Origin of the sequence: Jonquetella sp. BV3C21 (assembly GCF_000468895.1) — a bacterium.
GTDB lineage: Bacteria > Synergistota > Synergistia > Synergistales > Dethiosulfovibrionaceae > Jonquetella > Jonquetella anthropi.
The window spans coordinates 22,369-43,675 of record NZ_AWWC01000012.1 but is presented as its reverse complement, the minus strand read 5'-3'; the positions used below and the strand labels follow the sequence as shown (position 1 = coordinate 43,675).

At 62.3% G+C, this 21,307-nt stretch carries 18 protein-coding genes; 15 read left to right on the top strand and 3 right to left on the bottom strand.

The features are described 5' to 3' along the window. The first annotated feature begins 1 nt into the window (after position 1). Positions 2-1,576, top strand: a complete 1,575-nt coding sequence (locus HMPREF1249_RS03485; RefSeq protein ID WP_008523349.1) for a type II secretion system protein GspD — start codon at positions 2-4, stop codon at positions 1,574-1,576. Between the two features lie 58 nt (positions 1,577-1,634). Here HMPREF1249_RS03485 and HMPREF1249_RS03480 read toward each other — a convergent pair whose 3' ends face one another. From HMPREF1249_RS03480 to HMPREF1249_RS03470, 3 genes are read right to left on the bottom strand one after another with little or no spacing between them, the layout of a single operon-like run. Then, the gene (locus HMPREF1249_RS03480; RefSeq protein ID WP_008519515.1) at positions 1,635-2,576 is read right to left on the bottom strand and encodes an AEC family transporter; all 942 of its coding nucleotides are present in this window, start codon (positions 2,574-2,576) and stop codon (positions 1,635-1,637) included. A gap of 33 nt (positions 2,577-2,609) precedes the next feature. Beyond that, a complete protein-coding gene (phoU, locus tag HMPREF1249_RS03475; protein ID WP_008519512.1) occupies positions 2,610-3,368 on the bottom strand; it encodes a phosphate signaling complex protein PhoU in 759 nt (252 codons plus the stop codon). Between the two features lie 15 nt (positions 3,369-3,383). Beyond that, positions 3,384-5,015, bottom strand: coding sequence for a Na/Pi cotransporter family protein (locus HMPREF1249_RS03470; RefSeq protein WP_008519510.1), 1,632 nt, complete (start codon positions 5,013-5,015; stop codon positions 3,384-3,386). Positions 5,016-5,258: 243 nt separating this feature from the next. Here HMPREF1249_RS03470 and efp point away from each other — a divergent pair, with 243 nt between their 5' ends. The 14 genes from efp (at position 5,259) to miaA (ending at position 21,306) form a co-directional block, all read left to right on the top strand. Beyond that, positions 5,259-5,831, top strand: coding sequence for an elongation factor P (gene efp, locus HMPREF1249_RS03465; protein WP_008519506.1), 573 nt, complete (start codon positions 5,259-5,261; stop codon positions 5,829-5,831). 41 nt (positions 5,832-5,872) lie between these two features. Beyond that, complete coding sequence (locus HMPREF1249_RS03460; RefSeq protein ID WP_008519504.1) at positions 5,873-6,274, top strand: CD1247 N-terminal domain-containing protein; 402 nt, start codon at positions 5,873-5,875, stop codon at positions 6,272-6,274. Further along, positions 6,267-6,761, top strand: a complete 495-nt coding sequence (locus tag HMPREF1249_RS03455) for an Asp23/Gls24 family envelope stress response protein (RefSeq protein WP_008519503.1) — start codon at positions 6,267-6,269, stop codon at positions 6,759-6,761. Before HMPREF1249_RS03460 ends, HMPREF1249_RS03455 begins: the two co-directional genes overlap by 8 nt. Positions 6,762-6,851: 90 nt before the next feature. Continuing rightward, positions 6,852-7,358: a hypothetical protein gene (locus tag HMPREF1249_RS03450; RefSeq protein ID WP_008519500.1), complete on the top strand. Its 507-nt coding sequence runs from the start codon at positions 6,852-6,854 to the stop codon at positions 7,356-7,358. Beyond that, a complete protein-coding gene (locus HMPREF1249_RS03445) occupies positions 7,355-7,852 on the top strand; it encodes a transcription antitermination protein NusB (RefSeq protein WP_008523343.1) in 498 nt (165 codons plus the stop codon). Before HMPREF1249_RS03450 ends, HMPREF1249_RS03445 begins: the two co-directional genes overlap by 4 nt. Next, positions 7,849-9,102 carry an exodeoxyribonuclease VII large subunit gene (xseA, locus tag HMPREF1249_RS03440; RefSeq protein ID WP_021775833.1) on the top strand — a complete coding sequence of 418 codons (1,254 nt, stop codon included), beginning with the start codon at positions 7,849-7,851 and terminating at the stop codon, positions 9,100-9,102. Before HMPREF1249_RS03445 ends, xseA begins: the two co-directional genes overlap by 4 nt. A gap of 26 nt (positions 9,103-9,128) precedes the next feature. Further along, entirely contained in the window at positions 9,129-10,379 is a 1,251-nt protein-coding gene (locus tag HMPREF1249_RS03435) for an adenosylhomocysteinase (protein ID WP_008519495.1), read from the top strand. Then, on the top strand, positions 10,379-11,686 hold the full coding sequence (locus tag HMPREF1249_RS03430) for an amidohydrolase (RefSeq protein ID WP_008519492.1): 1,308 nt from the start codon (positions 10,379-10,381) through the stop codon (positions 11,684-11,686). The genes HMPREF1249_RS03435 and HMPREF1249_RS03430 overlap by 1 nt, the downstream gene beginning before the upstream one ends. Further along, entirely contained in the window at positions 11,683-12,996 is a 1,314-nt protein-coding gene (locus HMPREF1249_RS03425) for an amidohydrolase family protein (protein WP_008519489.1), read from the top strand. Before HMPREF1249_RS03430 ends, HMPREF1249_RS03425 begins: the two co-directional genes overlap by 4 nt. Then, a complete protein-coding gene (alaS, locus tag HMPREF1249_RS03420) occupies positions 12,984-15,632 on the top strand; it encodes an alanine--tRNA ligase (RefSeq protein WP_008523336.1) in 2,649 nt (882 codons plus the stop codon). Before HMPREF1249_RS03425 ends, alaS begins: the two co-directional genes overlap by 13 nt. After that, on the top strand, positions 15,629-16,054 hold the full coding sequence (gene ruvX, locus HMPREF1249_RS03415) for a Holliday junction resolvase RuvX (protein WP_008523335.1): 426 nt from the start codon (positions 15,629-15,631) through the stop codon (positions 16,052-16,054). The genes alaS and ruvX overlap by 4 nt, the downstream gene beginning before the upstream one ends. Continuing rightward, positions 16,051-18,597, top strand: a complete 2,547-nt coding sequence (gene mutS / locus HMPREF1249_RS03410) for a DNA mismatch repair protein MutS (RefSeq protein WP_008523333.1) — start codon at positions 16,051-16,053, stop codon at positions 18,595-18,597. The genes ruvX and mutS overlap by 4 nt, the downstream gene beginning before the upstream one ends. Beyond that, on the top strand, positions 18,594-20,366 hold the full coding sequence (gene mutL / locus HMPREF1249_RS03405; protein WP_008523330.1) for a DNA mismatch repair endonuclease MutL: 1,773 nt from the start codon (positions 18,594-18,596) through the stop codon (positions 20,364-20,366). The genes mutS and mutL overlap by 4 nt, the downstream gene beginning before the upstream one ends. After that, positions 20,356-21,306 (top strand): tRNA (adenosine(37)-N6)-dimethylallyltransferase MiaA, encoded by a 951-nt coding sequence (gene miaA / locus HMPREF1249_RS03400; RefSeq protein ID WP_008523328.1) that lies wholly within the window; start codon positions 20,356-20,358, stop codon positions 21,304-21,306. Before mutL ends, miaA begins: the two co-directional genes overlap by 11 nt. Position 21,307 lies beyond the last annotated feature (1 nt).

The following is a 21,307-nucleotide window of genomic DNA, read 5'->3' as shown; positions in this document are numbered from 1 at the left end:
CATGCGCCGGGTAGTCTCAGCCCTGTTCGCCCTTCTGTGTCTTACTTCAGCCAGTTTTGCCGCGTGTCTTCGCGGCGTTCGGATCGAGCAGGGCGGCGATCGGCTGGTTGAAGCGTGGTTTACCGGCCAAGACCTGCCACGCCCGGCCGTCGTGAGCCAAGGGCCGGACGGCGTGAAACTGCGTTTCCCAAGCTGTGCCCTCAAGTTGACGGGCGATATTCTGACGCCGCCGCTTCTTTGGGGAGTTTCGGCGGAACTCAAAGACGGCGGGGCCGACGTTTTCATCCGAACGAGAGTTCCGATGGTCCTGAAAAAACTCGAGTCCGACCCCGGCGGGATAAAAGCCTACGTTAAGCTGGAGTCCGCGGGGAAAAAAGGCGCTCCTTCGGCCGGGTGCGCGAAGCCGGCCGGTCAAAAGGAGAAACGGCTGACGATGAGCCTGACGGAAGTCAAGGTAGCCGACGCCCTGCGGTTGGCCGCCGAGGGGCTGAAGTGCAGCATCATCGTTGACGAGCCGGAAACGAGCCCGACGGTTACGCTCTCCCTGCGGGACGTGACGGCCCAGGAGGCTTTAGAGTTGATCACCGCCTCGGCCGGGTACGGCTGGGCGAAGATCGGCTCGACGATTCTCGTCGGCCCGCGGTCCGTTCTGGCCGCCCGACTGGGAAAGAACGGGCTGAAAAGCTACGACGTCTTTTGGGCTGATCCGGGGAAGACTGGCGCGCTGGTCAAGTCGATTGTCGGCTTGGTCGGCGACGACGCCGTCTCGGTGGATGAGCGCCGGAACCGAATTTACGTGAAGGGAACGCCGGCCCAACAGGAGCAGGTTCGTGAGCTCCTGGCCCAGTTGGACGAGCCGGCTGATCAGGTGATGATCAAGGCCCGTATCATTGAGGTCAACGACGACGCGACGAGCGAAATGGAATCGGTCCTTCAGGCGGTGTACCACCAGTGGTGGCTGTCATTTTCGTCCGGCGTCGCCAGCTTGGGCTTCTTTGACAGCTCCTCGCCGTTAGCGCCATCGTCGGGTACGGCGCAGGGCGCCGGGACCGTCGCGCGGATGTTGGACGCCCGAATTGCCGGGCTGGTTGAAAAGGGAAAGGCTCGAGTCTTGGCCGATCCGACGGTCGTCGTCCTTGACGGGCACAAGGCGACGATTAAACTGGTCGACCGGGTCAAGTACGTGAGCTGGCGCGACGACGCGGGCAATCCTGGCTACAGCGACGAAGAGGTCGGCCCCCGTCTGGAAGTCACCCCTCGAGTGGGGAGCGAGGGCGGAATGACCATATCCATGGCGCTTAAAACCGGCGAGATCGTCCAGTGGAAGCGCGGCGGCCTCGGCGAGGACGTCCCGCAGATCAGCGAGAGGGAAGTCTCATCGTCGGTTCGGGTCTTGGACGGTCAGCCCTTCGTGGTCGGCGGCCTGTTCAAAGAGTCGGTATCGAAGACGACGCAGCGTATTCCAGTCCTCGGGGATTTGCCGCTTCTCGGTTCCCTGTTCAGGTCATCGCGGCGTCGATCGGTTCGCAGTCAGGTGGTGATGGTGGTCATTCCGACGCTGCTTCCGGCACGTTAGCCGAATAAAAAAAGAGGTCTGCGCTCAATCGTGAGCGCAGACCTCTTTTTTATTCTTTTCAGGGCACCAAGACTGGCGCTATTCCCAGCCAGACGGCCGTGGTGCCGAGCCCCAGAACGGTGGCGCAGGCCAGAGTGCTTGAGGCGTATCGGTAGTCCATTCCCATGCCGTAGGCGAAGATGTAGCAGTTAAACGCGTGAGACACCGACGAGATGATCACCGCGGCGATCATGCCCTCGCGGCTTGCGAGCGGCCAGATGTGAAAGGCCAGACACAGGCACGCTGGCAGGACGACGACCTTCAGCATGACGTCGATCCAGCAGACTTTCAGGTCGGTTCGGAGCCGCGAAAGTTCCAGCGACGCGCCGATCACGAGAAGTGCTAAGCCGGTAGCCGATTGGGACAGCATGTTGATCGCCTGAAGGACCGGCTGGGGAATGAAGCGTACGAGGCCGGCTATGGCGCACAGAATGCCGGCGAACCCGGCGAGCAAGACGGGGTTTTTCAACGACGCGACGAGTGACGAGAGGAGCTTTTTCCAGCTCAGCCGCCCGGCAAGGCAGATCTGCGCGGCCAAGATTGGGAAGAAATTGTAGAACAGCATGCCCACCGCGACGTAAAGCGCGATCATCTCTTTCCCCTGCTCGCCGATGTAAAGGACGAGAAGAGGCAGGGCCACATACAGCACGTTCCCTCGAATGGACATCATGACGCTCGTCGCCGTTCGCTCCGGCGTTAAGCCTCTCAGTCGGCTGAGCACGAGGGAGAGAATCATGACGAAGATGAACGACGAGTAAATGGCCAACATGAAGTTCCACCCGCCGATCAGGTCGGCGCGGAAACGAATGCCGGCGGAAAAAATGCTGCACGGCATGAGGATTCGAAAGAGAAGCCAGTTAATCTTCCCCTCGGTGTGCTCGTCCAAGTAGCCCTTCTGTTTGATGAACCACCCCAGCGACATGATCAGCATCAGGGCAATGATTGGTCCTAAAGCCTGCATCGTTCCTCTCTCTTTCCGTTGGCTGTTCCCGTATCAGGAGGGCTGCCCGTCTGCTCCGTCTGGCGGCTCTGGAATACCGCGGCGGTGATGTTCCAGCTGAAAGCGCTCTCCAGTCACAGTGTACCACGCCCGCTCGGCGATGTTGCAGGCGTGGTCGCCGATTCGCTCCAAGTTTCGGCTCGTGATGATGAGCTGGGTCGCCTGATCGACCAGCTGGTCGTCCTCGTGATGACGCCTCATCATCTCGATCAGGTCGTCGTAGATGCGGTCGTTCAGGTCATCAACTGCGTCGTCGCCTTCGATGACCTCCTGAGCCTCCGGCGCGTTCTCGTGAATCAGCGAATCCACGGCGTGGCGAACCATCTCTTCGGCCAACTGGCCCATACGGGGCAGATCGACGAGCGGCTTGATGAACGGCCCGTGAATCTTCAGCGTCCGCTGGGCGATGTTCACGGCTTGGTCGCCGATCCGTTCCAAGTCGGTGATGGTTTTCAGCACCGAGAAGACGAACCGCAGGTCCTCCCGAACCGGCTGTCTCATCGCCAAGGCGCGAAGGCACAGGTTCTCGATGGATATCTCCAGATCGTCAACAGTTCCGTCGGAGTTGATCACCTGTCGGGCCAACTGTTCGTCGCGCTTCTGCAGGGCCGCCATCGCGTTTTTTACCATGCTCACCGCCGCGTCCGCCATGGTCTGGAGCTGACTTGCCAGCTCCTCTCTGTCTCGGGCGAACAGGAGGGACTGCCAATCGTTGGCAGGCTCCGCGTCGGCCTTCCGTTTAAAAAAGCTCATATCAGTCACCTCGGGTTAAAAATCGGCCGTCAGGGCCGCCGCGTCGTCGGACGTCCGCAGCCGGGCCTTAACGGCGCCGCCGCGGGCCAGCTCGGCGCAGGCTCGGGCGATTCGGTCGCAGGCGAGGAGCACCTGCTCGCCGTTGAAGTTCTTTCCGTCCCGGGACGTCTCGCCGGCCATCTGGGTGCGGAGCGCCAAGGTCAGCCGCCGGTACTCGTCTTTGCTCTCCATCGTGGCTCGGAACATCGCCCCTTCGTCGAGGGCAAAGGCGGCCAGCGCGTTTCGTATCAGCTCGATCATTCGGTCGGGCAGCTGACGCCACAGCTCGCCGGATCGGGTCTCCGCCGTTCCGGCGGCGATCAGGCTGGGGCTTAAGGGGACAAAGTCGTCGATCAGCGCGCGGCACAGGTCGCCCAGTGCAGTCAGCGAATAGGCCAACGCGACGTGCTCCCGCCGCAGCTGAGGGTCCTCGTTGTCGCTGTCGAGGGCGGACAGGTAATTCTGACAGGCTGAAAAAAGTTCCGGCACGCCCGACGCCAGCGCGTTCAGCCGGTTTCGGTATTGGGGCTGAACCGGAGTGGTGCATAAAAAGACGATTTCGTCCACAAAGCCGGCGAGTCGGGTCATCTCCCGGGCCAGCAGCGGGATCCCCAAAGCCGGCAGAGGAACGTTGGAGCTGTCGATCAGCTTGGGCGTACCGAAGTCCTCTTCGGATCCTGCTAATCGTTGGGCCGCCGCGCCCAAGAGCCAGGTGAACGGGAGCACGACGGCGACGTTGAGCCAGCCGACGGCGAACTGGGCCCAGCTCACCTGACTGGCCACGCCGGCGACGTGTCCTGCAAGAAACCTCATCAGCGACCCGGCGATCGGCAGGACGATTAAAACGCCGGCGACTCGGAAGATCACCGTCGCCAAGGCGAGGGCTCTGGCGTTTTTCCGCGCTCCCAGCCCGGTGATCAGCACCAGAGCGGAGTTGCCCACTCGTGAGCCGAGGACCACAGCCAAGACGGCCTCAGCGGGGAACGCGCCGGCGGAGGCTAAAGTCACGGCCAACCCGAGCACCGGAACGCTGCTCTGGACGAGGGCCGTGAGCAGCAGGGCGATGACGAACATCAGGACGGGACGTCCAGCGCCGAACATGAGAAAATGCTCGAAGACGCCGGCCTGTTGGAGCGGCGCCACGCCCATGCCGATCAGCTCCATGCCCATCAGGACCAGAGACACGCCCTGAATGAGGTACCCGGCCTTGACGGCCCGGCTGCGTCCTGTTTTTGCCAGAGCCACGCCCAGCGCTAGGCCGAGCGGCGACCAGACGGTCATGTTCATCGACAGGAGGAAGATGATGAACGTCGTCCCGACGCTCGCGCCCATCATCACCAAGAGCGACCCGGCAAAAGGGATCATTCCCAGGTCAACCAGGCCGACAGCAAATGACGTGGCCGCGGTCGTGCTCTGAGTGAGCAGCGCCAGCACCAGGCCGAAGGAGAACGCGTAGCCCTTCCGCTGGCAGATCAGCGTCATTAAGTCCTTCGCCGCCGCGCCGAGCCCTTTGCGGAACGCCCTGGCGCTGAACTCCAAGCCATGAAGAAACAGGCCCAGCCCGCCTGCGATTTGGGCGAAAGCGAGGGCCCACTGAAACTGGGTCATATTTACCACATCCTCAAAAGGTTCCCGAAACCGGCGGCGCTTTTGCGCGCGGGCGCGGGAACAGGAGCGCTCAATGAAGAGAAAGGCACTCCAATTTGGCGTATTATATCATAAGAGAATCGTGCTTCTGGGCTCCTGAGACACTGGCACGCCGTCTTTCGGTTGCAAACGAAAGGACGTACAACTAAAATCAAATACTGGTTCATAGTCCAAAGGTTCATCAGCTGACATGGAGGTTGTTTTATGGCACAAGTTGTCGATACCAGTAAGTTTTACGTGGGACTCAAGATCAGATGGCAGGACGGAATGTGGGAAATCGTCGATTACCAGCACCACAAGATGGGGCGGGGCGGAGCCGTCGTCAAGACGAAACTTCGCAACATCGACACCGGTTCGATCGTCGAGAACGGCTTCCGGGCCGGCGAGCGGTTCGAGCGGATCGTGTTTGAAGAGAAGCCCGCGCAGTACATCTACAAAGAGGGCGACAGCTACGTCTTCATGGATATGGAGACCTACGACCACATTTCTCTGCCCGCAGAGGTTCTCGGCTCGGCGCTCCATTATTTGATTGACAATCTGGAAGTGCGGCTCGACCTGTTTGAAGGGCGCATCATGGGCATTGAGCTGCCCAACAGCGTGACGCTTAAAATCGCCGAGACGGCGCCGGCCTTCAAGGGTGACACCGTTTCGGGGAGCGGCAAGCCGGCGACCATGGAAACCGGGCTTGTCGTCAACGTTCCCATGTTCGTCGAGTCGGGCGAGTCAGTCGTCGTTGACACCCGAACCGGCGAATACATCGAGCGGGCTAAAAAGTAGATTTCCGCCCCAGCCGGCGGATAAAAAGGAGGGGAGCTTCTGTGAGTGCCCGAGAACGGATCGCCTATTTAAAAGGACTGCTGGACGGTCAAAAGACGCCGGTCTCGCCGACTCAGTCGGCCCTGTTGGCCGCCTTGGAAGCGTTGGGCGACGAGTTGGACGACCTGAGACGCCAAACCGAGGAGCGAACCGAGGACTGTCGGGAACTCTACTCCCTGTTTGACGGACTGGATGCCCAAGTGGACGAGCTGGCGGAACACTTCGAGGAAACGGACGGCGAACCGAACGCCGACGAGCTTGATCAGGAGTTCGAAGAGGCCTGCTGCACCTCCTGCGGTACCCATTTTTTCTACCACCCGTCGTTGATTGAAGACGGGGCGGTCCGGTGTCCTGGCTGCGATGCGCCGGTGGCCGTGATGGCCGAAGCGCCGGAAGATGAGTGACGCCGTGCCGGAGACCCCAGGGACGACTCGGCTGACGAAAAGGGAAGAGTTTGACCTGGACGAAGCCTTGGCCGAAGCCAAGGACGAGCTTCAGGCGTCTGATCCCCAAGGCGAGCTCCACCTGTCCGACGACGTCCTGCTGGATCTGGCCCGCAAGGCGCTGGGAACCACGACGGATATCCGGCTGGCGAGCACGGGGCTTTCGTCCGTTCTGGGGCTCAGCCGAAAAAGCGTGGAGGGTCTGCGGGTTTCCGTCGACGAGAGCGGGAAAGAGCCGGTCATCACGGTTGACGCTTACCTGCTTGTCCGATGGGGAGTCCGCGTCCCCGACTTAGCTTGGGACGTTCAGGAACTTCTCAAGCGGGAGCTCGAGCGGGTGACCGGCTACCGGGTGAAAGCCGTGAACATTCACGTCCAAGGGATTTTCTTCGAGACTGACGAGAATCAAACGCCGGCTGAACCTGCCGGCGAGACGTCAGACATCTGAGACCAGTGGCGGAAGCCGGCTCGTCCTGAAGGCCGAGCCGACTTCTTTATCTTTTCTTCCCGCGCCGCGGGCCGAACAGGAGGTGCGTCAGTGGAGCTGCTCTTCGATCAGACGCCGATAGGTTCTATCAGCGTGTCGACGAAAACGATGACCGATTTGGTGGCCCGTCACCTGCCTCGGAGCGTGGCGTGCACGTCGCTTCGGTTCCGACGCCACGACAGGCTCTGCCTAGTGCTGATCACTGACCGCCGAAGCCGGTGGAACCGGTGGGATGACCAGCAGCGCGCCCAGGCCATCGTCAGCGACCTGAAAATGCTCGGCGTGTCCATGCCCAGGCTTCAATGGGTGCGGACCACCTCAGACGAGGAAATGGAAGAGTTGCGGCGGTCGACCGCCCGCCTTGTGGAACGCCCGCTGTTTTGGACGCTGACGGCCGCGGCCGTTTTGGCGCCGGTGATGATGACTTTTCATCGATCGGTCGTCTTCTGGGCCCTGTGCGGAGCCGCTTGGTGGGTTTCCCATTGGCTTCTGCGCCGGGGAGGACTTGAAAAACTGAAGCGTTTGGCCACGACGCCGCCAAGGAGATATTTCAAATGACAACCGAATCGAAGGGCAATATTTCGAGTCAAAAGCAGCACCTGCGGCGTTTCTTGGCCGTTCAAGCCCTGTTCGCTCTGGACAGCTCGGCCGATCCTGCCGGGACGCTTCGGCTTCTGGCGGACGACTGGGAGCTTCTGGGGTTCCACGGCGACGAGCTGGAGATCGACGACGAGACGGCCTCTCAGCTTCCTGCCATCAGCGCGGAAGACTGCGGCGCGGCGGTTCAGTGGGCCGAGCGGGTGTGGTCCCATCTCGATCAGGTGGACTCTCTCATCGCCCCGTGCCTGCGCGGCTGGCGTCTGCCGCGTCTTGACGGCGTTGACCGGGCAATCCTTCGGCTGTGTTTCTTCGAGTCCCGGGTCGAGGGCTCGGTGAACGACGCGGTTGCGGCCAGCGAGGCGGTCATTCTGGCCAAGGCCATGGGCGGCGAGCAGTCCGCCAAGTTCGTCAACGGGGTCATCGGTTCCATCATGAGAGGGGCGGGGCAATGACGGACCGGGAACTTCAGGCCCCTTCGCAGGTCATGACGGTCAGCGAGCTGGTCGGCCTGATCAAGCAGGCGATCGACGAGAACCCCCAGTTTCGGCGCGTCGTCGTTGAAGGCGAGCTGACCGAGTTCAAAATGCACCAAGCCAGCGGACACGCGTATTTTTCTCTGGCCGAGAAGACGTTTGACCGAACTGGAGGGCGGCTGGTGAGGATCCCCTGCGTCATGTTCCAGAGCTGGACCCAATACATGACGTTTGTCCCTCAAGTGGGAGACCAAGTCCGGCTGATCGGGCAGGTGGGGTTCTACGCTGACCGAGGACAGGTTCAGCTGTACGCGACGCGGCTGTTCCCGGTTGGTGCCGGCGCGGCTCAGCGGGCACGGCGCGCGTTGGAAGAGCGGCTTTTACGGGACGGCGTGTTCTCGCCGGAGCGCAAGCGCCCGATGCCGGAACTGCCTCTATTAGTGGCGGTCGTCACGTCGCCGACCGGCGCGGCGGTCCATGACGTGGAAAACGTCATGAAAAAACGGTTCCCCCAAGCCTCGCTGACGGTCGTCCCGTGCCTCGTTCAGGGCGTCGACGCTCCCGACTCGATCATTCGGGCGCTTCACCGGGCGTACCTCCTGCCTGGCGTGCAGGCCGTCATGATCGTTCGGGGCGGCGGAAGCAGGGATGACCTCAACCCGTTCGACGACGAGCGGTTGGTGCGCGAGGTGGCCCGCAGCCCGATACCGGTCATGTCAGGCGTCGGTCACGACGTGGACAGCACGTTCTGTGACAGGGCGGCCGACCAGTTTGCCCCCACGCCGTCCGCGGCGGCGGAACGGCTGTTTCCCGACGCGCGGGAACTTGAAAACCAGCTGAGTGCCGCCGGCTCTCACTTGAAAAGCCTCGTCCGCGCGAGGCTGGGCAAGCAGGGGGACCGACTGTCAGAACTTGCAAAACGCTGCGCTGACGCGGCTTCTGTGCGGCTCAGGAACTCAGCCCTTTGGCTGGACGATCTGTCCGACAGGCTATCATCTGCGGCGTTGGGCAGAGTAAGGCACGCGGCGCTGAAACTCCAGGGAATCAGCTCGACGATCGAAGCGCTGTCCCCTCAGCTGGTGCTTTCCAGAGGCTACTCGGTTTGTCTGAAAGGCGGCGTTCCGGTGCGCTCGGTGGGAGATTTGACGCCGGGCGACGGAGTCACTTTGCAGTTGTCCGACGGTCAGGCGCAGATGCGCTGTCAGTCGTTAACTGAATACATTTGCTGAAGTGTTGGACGAAAGGAGAGTCTTCCATGCGCTATAAAATCGCAAACGTTGAATTAGCTCCTCAGGGCAGTCAGAAAATCCAGTGGGCATGGCGCGCCATGCCGGTTCTTCGCTCTCTCGTGGAGCGGTACGAGCCTCAGGCCCCTCTGGCCGGCGCGACGTTAGCCGCCTGTCTTCATCTCGAAGCGAAGACGGCCTGCCTTCTGCTGGCTCTCAAGCGGCTGGGCGCGTCGGTTCGGTCTGCTGGGAGCAACCCGCTGTCCACTCAGGACGACGTCTGCGCGTCCCTTGTCGAGCAGGGCGTTGAGGTTTTCAGCCATCACGGCATGACGCCTCAGGAGTACGCGGCGTATCTGGAAGACGTCCTGTCCTGCGAGCCTGACGTCATCGTCGACGACGGGGCTGATTTGGTGGCCACGCTGGTCGACCGGATGCCGAACCTGATCGGCAAGGTCAGAGGCGCCTCGGAAGAGACCACGTCGGGCGTCAAGCGGCTCAAGGCCATGCAGGCCCAGAACCTTCTCAAGTTCCCGGTGATCTCGGTTAACGACGCCGACAGCAAGTACCTGTTCGACAATCGGTACGGCACCGGTCAGTCGGTGTGGGACGGGGTCATGCGCACGACCAACATGCTGGTCGCGGGGAAGACTGTCGTGATCGTCGGGTACGGCTGGTGCGGCCGAGGCGCTGCCCTGAGAGCTTCCGCACTGGGAGCCCGTGTTATCGTGACGGAAGTGGCGCCTCACCGGGCGTTCGAGGCCATGATGGACGGCCATCAGGTCATGTCTATGGAACAGGCAGCCCCCTTGGGCGATATCTTCCTGACGTTTACCGGCAACATTCACGTCATTCGGGGCGAGCACATGGCCGTCATGAAGGACAACGTGCTGTTGGGCAACGCCGGCCACTTTGACGTGGAAATTGACAAGAAGGCCTTGGCGAAGCTGGCGAAAGAAGTGGTCTGCGCCAAGCCTGGCGTGGATACCTACGTCCTGCCTGACGGCCGCCGGCTGAACCTGCTGGGAGAAGGGCGGCTCGTCAACTTGGCCTGCGGCGACGGCCACCCCATCGAGATCATGGACTTGAGCTTTGCCCTTCAGCTGGAGTCGGCTCTGTACGCTTGGCAGCACGGCCGGGAGTGCCCCGCCGGACTGATGGCTGTGCCCCAGCAGATCGACAGGGGCGTCGTTGAGACCAAACTGGCGTCTATGGGCGTTTTGATTGACTCGATGACCGAGGAACAGACGGCGTACATGAACGACTGGCGTGAGGACTGATGGCCCTCCTGCTCAAAAACGTCTACGCTCTGGACGGTCGGCTCCGGCCTGCCCGCAGGGTTGACCTGAGAATCACCGAGGCTGGCGTTATCGGGACGATTGCTCCGGCAGGATCGCTGAAGCCTCAGCCGGACGACTGTGTGGACGATCGGCACGACGGGACGGCGGTCATTCCGGCGTTCGCCAACGCCCACTGCCACGCGGCGATGTCCCTGTTCCGCGGGCTGGGCGAGGACGAGCCGCTGATGGAATGGCTGGAACGCAAAATATGGCCCGTCGAGGCCCGCCTGACGCCCCAAACGGTTCGGGCCGGTACCGAACTGGCGGCGGCTGAAATGGCGCTGAGCGGCGCCGGCTGTTTTGCCGACATGTACTACCACATGGAGGTAGTCGCCGAAGTCGTGCGGCGTGTCGGGCTGCGCGGCGCGCTGTCGGTTGGCGTCGTCAGCCGGGACGACAAACTTTTGGCCGCCAGCCTTCAAAAGGACCTGACGCCGTATCGAGGCCCGCTGACCCGGCTGAATCTGGACCCCCACGCCCCGTATACTGTTTCGCTGGCCGGCATGGAGCGAATTGCCCGGTTTGGCCGAGAGAACGGACTGACCGTCCAGACCCATTTTCTGGAAGCCGAGTGGGAGCGGGGCTACATAAAAAAGACGTTTGGCATGGAACCGGTGGAGTACTTGGAAAAGACCGGTTTGCTCGAGTTGGACCACCTTGTGCTGGCCCACGGCGTCTGGCTGACCGAAGGTGAAATGAAAGAACTGGCCGGTCGCGGCAACGTGACGGTCGTCCACTGCCCGGCAAGCAACCTCAAGTTGGGGAGCGGCGTCGCCGCCCTGCCGGCTATGCTGGACGCCGGACTTCCGGTAGCCCTCGGAACTGACGGCGCGGCGAGCAACAACCGGCTGGACCTTTGGTCTGAGATGAGACTGATGGCGCTCATTCACAAGGGGACGTCGAAAGACCCGACCGCCGTGCCGGCTCATGCGGCGCTGAACTGCGCCACGCTGGCGGGATATCGGGCCTTCGGGTTTGAAGGGGTCGGGCTGATCGAGGAAGGCTGGCAGGCGGACCTGACTCTGGTGGACCTTTCGGGGCCCCAGTACGTCGGCGCCGACGAAGATAATCTGGCAGGATTTATCGTCTACAGCGGTTCCAGCGCCGACGTCACAGACCTGCTGGTCGTCGGCCGCTGGATCGTCAAAAACAGGGACTACCTTCCCGACCCGGTTGAGTCCCTGACAGAGGCGGCCCGCCGCGCCCGGCGGACCCTTCAGAGCGGTGCCTCCGAGGCGGGGGCGTGAAAACCCTTTTTCGGGACTTCTACCTCGTCGACCCGCTGAAAGGCCGGGCGTGCCGGTCCGACCTGCTCGTTTCCGGCGGGGTCGTCGAAAAAATAACGTCTCCCGGCAGCGTCGATTTCCGACTTGCCGAAGAGGACGAGATAATCTGCGGCCGAGGGCTAATGGCCCTCATGCCCGGGTTCGTCAACGCCCACAGTCATCTCGCCATGACGCTGGTCCGGGGGCTGGGCGAGGACCTTCCGCTGGATCGGTGGCTCAAGGAGGCCATTTGGCCGGCGGAAGCCCGTCTTACGCCCGAGTTGATTGAACTCGGCGCGCTTTGCGGCATTGCTGAGGCCGCAAAGGCTGGGCAGACGGCTTTCCTTGACATGTACTTTCGCATGGACAAGGTGGCGGACGCGGCCCGGCAGCTTGGCGTCCGAGCGGCCCTCGCCGTGACGTTTTTGGGCCGCGACTCGCTTCAGCGGGGCTTAGACGAGGTGAAAACCTTAACGGCCCGCGCGGCCTCAGATGGCATGTTGAAAGTTTTCTACGGCCCTCATGCCCCGTATTCGGTGAGCGTCGAGCTGGCGGCTCAGCTGGCCCAGAGCGCTCAGGCGGACGGCCTGCCGATTCACATCCATTTTTTGGAAACGCGGTCGGAGCGGGAGCGACTTGCCAAGTACGGCGGCCCGCTCGGGTGGCTCAGGATGGTCGGCTTCGACCGGGCCAGAGAGCTCGTCTTGGCCCACGGCGTGTGGCTGACGCAGGACGAAATCGACGAGCTGTCGCGGTGGCCGGACGCCGCGGTTTGCCACTGTCCGAGCAGCAATTTGAAGCTCGGCGACGGGGTAGCGCCGGTTCGCGAGATGATCGCGTCGGGACTGACCGTCGGGCTTGGAACTGACGGGCCGGCGAGCAACAACCGGATCGACCCGTGGGAGGAAATGAGGCTGTGCGCTCTCCTGCAGAAGGGGCGCGGGACGCCGGAGACGTTCGGGGCGCAGATGGCGTTGAGAGCTGCCACAATCGGCGGGGCGAAGGCTCTGGGATTCGAGGGCGTCGGGCTGCTGCGCGAAGGGTGGCAGGCTGACGCTGTGATGGTCGACCTGACCGGGCTCAACTACTCCGGCGCGGACGAAGAAAATTTAGCGGCATGGCTGGTGTACGCTGGCTCGTCCGCTGACGTTCGGGGGACGATGGTCTCCGGGCGATGGGTATGGAGGGACGGCCGGTTGGCCGGCGTGGAAGAGAAAACGCTCAGACAGTCGCTGGACGAGGCCCGGCGGGAACTGCTGAACACGAGGAGGCAACGATCTTGCAATACTTGAGCGGAAAAGACATCAGGCGAAAGTTCATCGATTTTTGGGTCAGCAAGGGCGCACATCACTTTCCGAGCTTCTCGCTGGTCCCCGACGACCCGAGCCTGCTTTTCACGATAGCCGGAATGGTCCCGTTTAAGAAGTATTACCTCGGCTTGGAAGAGCCGCCGGTCAAGAGCGCCGTCACGTCGCAGAAGTGCGTGCGGACTAACGACATCGAAAACGTTGGGCACACGGCCCGCCATCACACGTTCTTCGAGATGTTGGGGAACTTCAGCTGGGGCGGCTACTTTAAGCACGAGTCTCTGACTTGGGGATGGGAGTTCTTGACCCAAGTGATCGGCCTTGACGGATCGAGAATGTACGCCACGATCTACAAGGACGACGAGGAGGCCTATAAAGTCTGGCATGACGAAATCGGCTTGGCGGACGATCACATTCTCCGCTGCGGCGAAGAGGAGAACTTCTGGTTCATGGGCCCTCAGGGTCCCTGCGGACCTGACTCGGAAATCCTTTACGATCAGGGGGAGAAGTTCTCCTGCGGTCCGAACTGCCACCCGGGCTGCGACTGTGACCGGTATCTGGAAATTTGGAACCACGTGTTCACCCAGTTTGATCGGCAGGAGGACGGGAGCATGCTCCCGCTGCCGCGGAAGAACATCGACACCGGCATGGGGCTTGAGCGGCTCACGTCTCTCGTCCAAGGCGTCACGAACGATTTTGAGACCGACCTGTTCCTGCCGCTCATTAGAAAGGTCACAGACCTGTCCGGCGTCGCGTACGGCTCGTCGGCGGCCGGGGATCTGGCCCTGAAGGTCATCAGCGACCATATTCGGTCGGTGTGCTTCATGCTGGCCGACGGTATTCTCCCGTCCAACGAAGGGCCGGGGTACGTCCTGCGCCGGCTGCTTCGCCGTGCCGTTCGGTACGGACGGCTGATCGGCATCGACCGGCCGTTCCTGAACGACCTGCTCCCGGTCGTCGTGAGCGAAATGTCCGACCCATACGCCGAACTGGCCGAAAGTCAGCTGACGATTCGCCAGATTATCGACGTGGAAGAAAATCGGTTCGGCCGCACGCTCTCTCAGGGCTGTGCCCTGCTGAACGACGAGATCGACCGGGCGGTGAAGGCCGGAAGCAAAACACTGGCCGGCGACGTGGCCTTCCAGCTCTACGACACCTACGGTTTCCCGCTGGAACTGACGACTGAAATCTGCTCGGAAAAGAACCTGACGGTGGACGAGAGCGAGTTCAAGGCTCAGATGACTCAGCAGAAAGACCGGGCCCGCAAGGCCAGCAAACAGGTCGGCGTAGTCATCACCGGCGACGCGTTCACCGCCCTTCAGAACCGTTTGGGAACCGTGCCGTTCGTCGGGTACGACGCTCTGTCGTCGTCGTCCCAGATCGTCGGACTGGTGTGCGACGGCGCCTTGGTTGACCGGCTTGAAACCGGCCAATCCGGGCAGGCGGTGGTCACCCCGACGCCGTTTTACGCCGAGCGGGGCGGTCAGGTGGGCGACACCGGGACCTTGACGGCTGTCCGGACAGAGGCCGCTGTGACAGGCTGTTTTTACCGGGCCGGCGACCTGTCCGTGCTGGACATCACCGTCAACTCGGGCGCGTTGGAGACCGATCAGTTTGTGACCGCGTCGGTGGACAAAGAGCGCCGGGCGGCGATCACCCGAAACCACACGGCCACGCACCTGCTTCATCAGGCGCTGATCGACGTGCTGGGCGGGCACGTGAGACAGAACGGTTCGCTGGTCTCGCCGGAATTTTTGCGGTTTGACTACACCCACTTCGAAGCGATGACGCCCGAGCAGATTCGGCAGGTCGAGACGCTGGCCAACCGAAAGGTGCTGGCCAACATGCCGGTTGACACCGAGCAGATGAACCTAGCCGACGCCAAGGCGAAGGGCGCTAAGGCCCTGTTTGAGGAAAAATACGGCGACGTGGTCCGGGTTGTCTCAGCGGGAGACTTCTCCTGCGAGCTTTGCGGCGGCACTCACGTTCGGGCGACCGGGGAAATTGGCCTCGTAAAAATTGTTTCCGAGGAAAGCATCGGCAGCGGCGTCCGACGTCTGACCGCTGTCACCGGCATGAACTCGTACGACATGTTTGACAAGGCGTCGTCAGCGCTGCGGACTCTGGCTCAGAAGTTCAACGTCCGGCCGGAAGGCGTCGTGGAACAGGTCGCCGCTTTGGAGCAGGAGAATAAGGAGTTGGCTCGCCAGTTGGCCGACAAGGTGAAGTCCGATTTGGCCGGCCGACTCGACGGCGGCATCGCGCGGACGGAGCTTGATGGCTGCTGCCTCTGCTCGGCTCGTATCGACGGCGTCCCAATGGACATGATGCGCGAGGCCGGCGACCGGGTGAAGGACAAGGAGCCGCGCTCGGTGGTGGTCTTCATGGGGCAGACGGAAGAGGGCAAAGTGCAGATCCTCTGCATGGTCGGCGCAGAGGCCCTCAAGGCCGGTTATCACGCGGGAAAGATCGTCAAGGCACTGGCCGGACTGGTCGGCGGGGGCGGCGGCGGGCGGCCTGACATGGCTCAGGCCGGAGGCCGGGACTGCGCGAAGATTGACCAAGCTCTGGCGGACGCCGAGGGCATTGTCAGCTCGTCCCGCGGCGGAACGAAAAAGTGAAGAGAATTATCGCCCTCGATCTCGGCACGGTCCGAATCGGCGTGGCGGTCACCGATCCCTTGGGCACTTTTGCCCAAGGGATCGAGTGTTGGGATGCGGCCAGCGGCTGGATGGGGAAATTGGGAGAGCTGATGGCCCAGTACGGCACGGACCGGCTTCTGCTTGGGCTGCCCAGAAAAGAGGACGGCACCGAAGGCGAAATGGCGGCGAAGGTCCGGGAGACCGCCGGCCGGATTGCCAAACGGTATCCGCAGGTGCAGATTCGCTTCTGGGATGAGCGGTACACGTCCCGGGTCGCCCAGTCGGCGATGATCGAAGGCGACCTGTCCCGACGGAAGCGGAAAGGCAAAGTGGATCAGATCGCCGCGTCGCTGATCCTTCAGAATTTCATCGATGCGGGAGGAGCTGAGGGTTTCCGTTGAGCGGTTCAGACGTGAAGATGACCCCGATGATGCGGCAGTACTTGGAGTGGAAGAACAAATACCCCGACTGCCTGCTGCTTTTCCGCATGGGGGACTTTTATGAGACGTTTTTTGACGACGCCAGAACGGTCTCGCGAGAGCTCGATCTGACGCTGACGGCCCGCGACGGGGACAAAAAGCTCCCCATGGCGGGCGTCCCTTATCATGCCGTCGACGGTTATCTGGCCCGGCTCATCGAGAAGGGCTATCGAGTTGCAATCTGCGAGCAGATGAGCGAGCCGGACGGCCGGACGCTCGTCGACCGGGAAGTCATTCGGGTGGTGACGCCCGGTACGTGGCTTCCGGAGGACGCGTCGCTGAACGCCTCTTTGGCCGCGGTTCTTCCCGGCAAGGAGACGTGGGCCGCCGCGTTTTTGGCTCCCAGCAGCCCGCACGTTCGGGTGGCTCTTGCCGGCCCCGACGAGATCTTAGGCCTGATCACCGGCGAAGCGCCCCGGGAACTCCTCGTGCCCGCATCGTCCTGTCCGCCGGCCCTTCGAGGCGGATCGTGGTCCGTACTTGAGCTGCCAAAAAGCGAGTTCAGCCCGACGTCCGGCCAATCGCGCTTGGCGGCACGGTGGGGCCTCAGGGACCTCGCTCCGTTCGGCTTGCCGGAAAACGACCCGCGGATCGGAGCCGCGGCTGCTGCCGTGTCGTACATGGAAGAGACGAGCTTCTCAAAAATCAGCCACCTGCAGGGGATCGTCTGTCTGACGTCCGAGTCGTACCTTCACCTTGACCAGAGCGCCCAGATGAACTTGGAGCTTTTGAACGGCGGCGCATCGCTTTTCGCGTTCTTAAACCGCTGTCGGACAACCGCCGGCCGGCGTCTTCTTCAGGATTGGATCGTCCGTCCTCTGCGGGACGAAAGGGCGGTGAATCGTCGGCTTGACGCCGTCGAAGCCCTGTTGGCCGCGCAAAACCGCCGGGACTTGGAAGAAGGGTTGGCCTGCTGCCGCGATCTGGAGCGGAGCGTCGCCCGCCTCCATTTGGGTACCGGCGGCCCGCGGGACTTAGCGGCGATTCGCGATACCCTGTCGGTTTACCCGGCCGTTTTTGAAAGCGCCGCGCCGGTCAGGGATTTGGTCGGCCTGCCTGACCCGGCCCTCACGGGCGAACTCGCTTCCCGTTTGGCGTCGTCGTTGGTTCAGTCGGTTCCTCGGACCATCGGCGCGACGCCCTTGGTAGCTTCCGGCGTGGACGAAGAGCTGGACTCGTGGCGCAGTCTGAACGATGGCGGGCAGGAGTGGCTTGACGCCTATTTGGAAAAAGAGCGGGCGGCGACCGGCGTCTCCAAGCTCAAGGTGGGATACAACAGGGTCTTTGGCTTTTATTTGGAGCTGTCCAAAGGGGCCGCCGCCGAGGCCAAACTGCCCGATCGGTTTGAGCGCCGCCAGACGCTCGTCAACGGGGAGCGGTTCATCACCCCGGAGCTGAAGGAGTACGAGGACCGGCGGCTCTCTGCGGAAAGCCACATCAAAGACATCGAAAACAGGATTTTTGACGAGCTGTGTCAGGCTGTCATGGACGCCACGGCCGCTCTGCAGCAGACCGGGCAGGCCTTGGCCCGGCTGGACGTGCTGGCGTCATTTGCCGATGTGGCGTCGGTTGGCCAGTACTGCCGTCCGGTTTTCTCGCCGGATCGGCTGGAGATACGGGCAGGGCGCCATCCGGTCGTCGAAGCGTCCCTGCGAGGCGTGCCGTACGTCCCCAACGACCTGACGATGGACAGAACCCGGCGCGTCGGTCTTGTCACGGGCCCGAACATGGCCGGCAAGTCAACGTACCTTCGGGCGGCGGCGATCATTCAGATCATGGCTCAGATGGGGGCGTTTGTCCCAGCCGAAAAGGCGAGCTTGCCGCTGGTCGATCGGCTGTTCACCCGAATCGGCGCGCGGGACGAACTCTCTCGAGGCAACAGTACGTTCATGGTGGAGATGATCGAGACCGCGGCCATTTTGAACAACGCCACGTCGGACAGCCTTGTCATCTTGGATGAGGTGGGCCGCGGGACTTCCACTTACGACGGCATGAGCATCGCTTGGGCGGCCCTTGAGTACCTTCACGGCCAAGGGGGCTTCCGCCCGTGGGTGCTGTTCGCGACCCACTATCACGAGCTGACCCGGCTGGAAGAGACGCTCGACGGGCTGTTCAACTTGAGCATGGCCGTCAGCGAGGCGGACGGAGAGGTTCGCTTCCTCCATCACGTTCAGGAAGGGCCGGCGGATCGGTCGTACGGGGTAGAAGTGGCCCGGTTGGCCGGGCTGCCCCGGGTCGTCGTCCGCCGGGCGTCCGAGCTTTTGGAAAAGCTCGAGGGAGACGCGCCGAAAGGCCGCTCCGAGGCCATGAAGCCGTCGATTCAGATGGAACTGTTCGACCTTGAAGGGGATCGGCTGATCGATCGATTAAGCGCCCTGCGCCCGGACGATATGACGCCGAAAGAGGCCTTGGATTGTCTGTACCGATTGACCGACGAGGCCAGAAAGCTGAGGATGACCCCATGAGAATTCAACGGCTGCCCGACGAACTGGCACGCAAAATCGCCGCCGGCGAGGTGGTGGAACGTCCCATGTCGGTGGTCAAGGAGCTGATTGAAAACAGCCTTGACGCCGGGGCAAAAACAATTCGGGTGGAGCTCGTTCAGGGCGGAAAGACGCTCATCTCCGTCTGTGACGACGGGAGCGGCATCTCGCCGGACGATCTGCTGCTGGCCGTCGAAAAACACGCCACCAGCAAAATTTCTACCGAGTCCGATCTGGAAGCGATCAGCTCGCTGGGGTATCGAGGCGAGGCGTTAGCCTCCATCGCCGCGGTCTCCCGACTTGAGCTGTACAGCCGGGAACGGTCCAGTCAAACTGGAGCCGGGCTGACCTACTCGGACGGCCGTCCGGCCGTTCACCCGATGGCGCTTCCTGCCGGCACGACCGTGACCGTCAAAGACCTGTTTTACAACCTGCCGGCGCGACGAAAATTCCTCAAAAGCGCCCTCGCGGAGTACCGGCGTATTTCCCGGCTCCTGCAGGACTACGCCCTCTGCTGGCCCTACGTGTCGTTTGAGCTGGTCAACGACGGGCAGACGTCGTTTTCCAGCCGGGCCGACGGGACGGTTGAAGGCGCGCTGCTTCAGATGTGGGGCAAAGAACCGCAGATCGAAAAGGCCCAAGGCGAGGTGAACGGCTCCGTGGCCGAACTGTGGCGGCAGGACACCGGTCCGGGGAGCCGGTTCCAGCTGATTCTTTTCGTCAACGGCCGGCGAGTTTCCGACGGCGCTGTTCGGGCGGCGATTTTAAGCCACCCGTGGGCTTCCCGCGGGAATTGGTTTCTCAAGCTGACGATTCCGGCCGACGAGGTGGACGTGAACGTTCATCCTGCCAAAACGGAGGTCCTGTTCCGCAAGGGCAGCGAAGTGTTCGAGTTAGTCAGAAAGACCGCCGAAGAGTTTGGTAGGGGCTTTACTCAGCTTCCTCTGTCGGGGCCTGCAGCCCCAAAGGAGACGGCGTGGCGTCCCTCGGAAGGTCCGAAAGATTTCTTCCGGCCGATTGACCCGCCGTTTCGGGTGGCTTCGCCGTCGGCGCAGAAAAGTTCCGTACAGCTCCGCGGCGTCGTTTCCCTTTCTGATCCGGCCGCCTCGATTGCGGCTGAGGCGATGGGAACCGAGGCCGAAAGGGGAACCGAGGCTGGTTGGAAAAACGAGCCGGCTGAGCTGTTCCCCGATGAAAAGCCGCAGGTCCTGTACTTTGGCCAGATGAGCCAAGGGTATCTGGTCTTCCAGGACGAGCAGAGCCTTTTAGTCGTCGACCCCCACGCCGCTCACGAGCGGGTGAACTTTGAGCGCTTCTCTCAGGGCGTTAAAAGCGGGCCAGCCGAGCGGCTGGCTGTTCATCTTCCGCTGACGCCGGACGTCAGACGCCAGGCCGAGGAAAACAAAAAAGACTTAGAGTCTCTGGGCTTTGGCTTTGACAAACAGTTCCAGCTCGCCCAAGTTCCGTGCCATGCCGGGGTGAGCGCTGGGGCAATGGAGCTTCTGCGCGGTGCGCTAGCGGCGGTTGAGGACGGCCAAGACGCGGGCCGTCCGTTGATCGACCGGTGGGCCATGAAGGCCTGCAAGGCGTCGGTGAAGCTGACAACCCGTCTGACGCCGCAGGAGGCCTGCCAGCTTCTCTCGGACTTAGAATCGTGCCAGCAGCCAACGGCGTGCCCTCACGGCCGTCCGACGGTCCTTCGACTGACGGCTCAAGCGCTGGACGATCACTTTGGCAGAAATGGCCTGTGATGGAGCTGCCGCCGGCCGACTGAAAGTTCTGGCGGTCATCGGGCCGACGGCTGTTGGAAAAACGGCGCTGAGCCTTGAGTTGGCTGATCGGCTGAACGCCGAGATTATTTCCGTCGACTCCCGGCAGGTTTATCGGTACATGGACATCGGAACGGACAAAATTTCTCCCGCTCAGCGGCGGCTTATCCTTCATCACCTGATCGACGAGGCGGACCCGGACCAGGTTTACACCGCGTCGGACTTTGCTCGCGACGCCCTCGACGCCGCCCGGCGGATTGCCGCTCGGGGCCGGGTTCCCCTGTTTGTGGGCGGCACGCCGTTTTACTATCAAGCGCTGATGGGCGGGCTGATTTCGGTCAACGTTCCGCCGGACGAGGGCGTACGCTCGCAGCTGAACGGCATGACTGACGTCGAGCTGCACGGCCGGCTCGGCGAGGTTGACCCGCTGACGGCCAAGCGGCTTCACCCGAACGACCGATTCCGGATCCTTCGGGCTTTGGAGATTTACAGCGTGACGGGAACGCCTCCTTCGGAGCTCTTCGCTCAGGCTAAAAAGACCGGCGGTCCGCTGGACGTGCTGTATTTGGGATTAAACCGGGACAGGGAAGAGCTGAGGGAAATCATCGCCCAACGGGTAAAGGAACAGTTTGACGCCGGGTACGCCGACGAGGTCGAGTGGCTTCTGAGCCACGGATTTTCGGCCGACCTGCCGTCCATGAAAGGATTCGGCTATCGCGAACTGGCAGCGTATCACCAAGGCCGTATGACGTACCAAGAGGCGCTGGACGGGGACGTCACGGCAACTCGGCAGTTTGCCAAACGGCAGATGACGTGGTTCCGCAAGTTTGAACCGGCTGTTTGGTTTGATCGGGGTAGACTCAGCGCTCAGACGACAGTCGAACGTATGCTGGAAGCGGCGCGCCGGCATTTGGAGGGCTGAC

What these genes read in the sequence shown, in the direction of transcription:
- HMPREF1249_RS03470 (WP_008519510.1), bottom strand. Translation starts at nt 5,015, where the DNA reads ATGACCCAGTTTCAGTGGGCCCTCGCTTTCGCCCAAATCGCAGGCGGG.
- HMPREF1249_RS03455 (WP_008519503.1), top strand. Translation starts at nt 6,267, where the DNA reads ATGAGTGACGCCGTGCCGGAGACCCCAGGGACGACTCGGCTGACGAAA.
- HMPREF1249_RS03485 (WP_008523349.1), top strand. Translation starts at nt 2, where the DNA reads ATGCGCCGGGTAGTCTCAGCCCTGTTCGCCCTTCTGTGTCTTACTTCA.
- efp (WP_008519506.1), top strand. Translation starts at nt 5,259, where the DNA reads ATGGCACAAGTTGTCGATACCAGTAAGTTTTACGTGGGACTCAAGATC.
- HMPREF1249_RS03430 (WP_008519492.1), top strand. Translation starts at nt 10,379, where the DNA reads ATGGCCCTCCTGCTCAAAAACGTCTACGCTCTGGACGGTCGGCTCCGG.
- HMPREF1249_RS03445 (WP_008523343.1), top strand. Translation starts at nt 7,355, where the DNA reads ATGACAACCGAATCGAAGGGCAATATTTCGAGTCAAAAGCAGCACCTG.
- phoU (WP_008519512.1), bottom strand. Translation starts at nt 3,368, where the DNA reads ATGAGCTTTTTTAAACGGAAGGCCGACGCGGAGCCTGCCAACGATTGG.
- xseA (WP_021775833.1), top strand. Translation starts at nt 7,849, where the DNA reads ATGACGGACCGGGAACTTCAGGCCCCTTCGCAGGTCATGACGGTCAGC.
- HMPREF1249_RS03435 (WP_008519495.1), top strand. Translation starts at nt 9,129, where the DNA reads ATGCGCTATAAAATCGCAAACGTTGAATTAGCTCCTCAGGGCAGTCAG.
- miaA (WP_008523328.1), top strand. Translation starts at nt 20,356, where the DNA reads ATGGCCTGTGATGGAGCTGCCGCCGGCCGACTGAAAGTTCTGGCGGTC.
- HMPREF1249_RS03480 (WP_008519515.1), bottom strand. Translation starts at nt 2,576, where the DNA reads ATGCAGGCTTTAGGACCAATCATTGCCCTGATGCTGATCATGTCGCTG.
- mutL (WP_008523330.1), top strand. Translation starts at nt 18,594, where the DNA reads ATGAGAATTCAACGGCTGCCCGACGAACTGGCACGCAAAATCGCCGCC.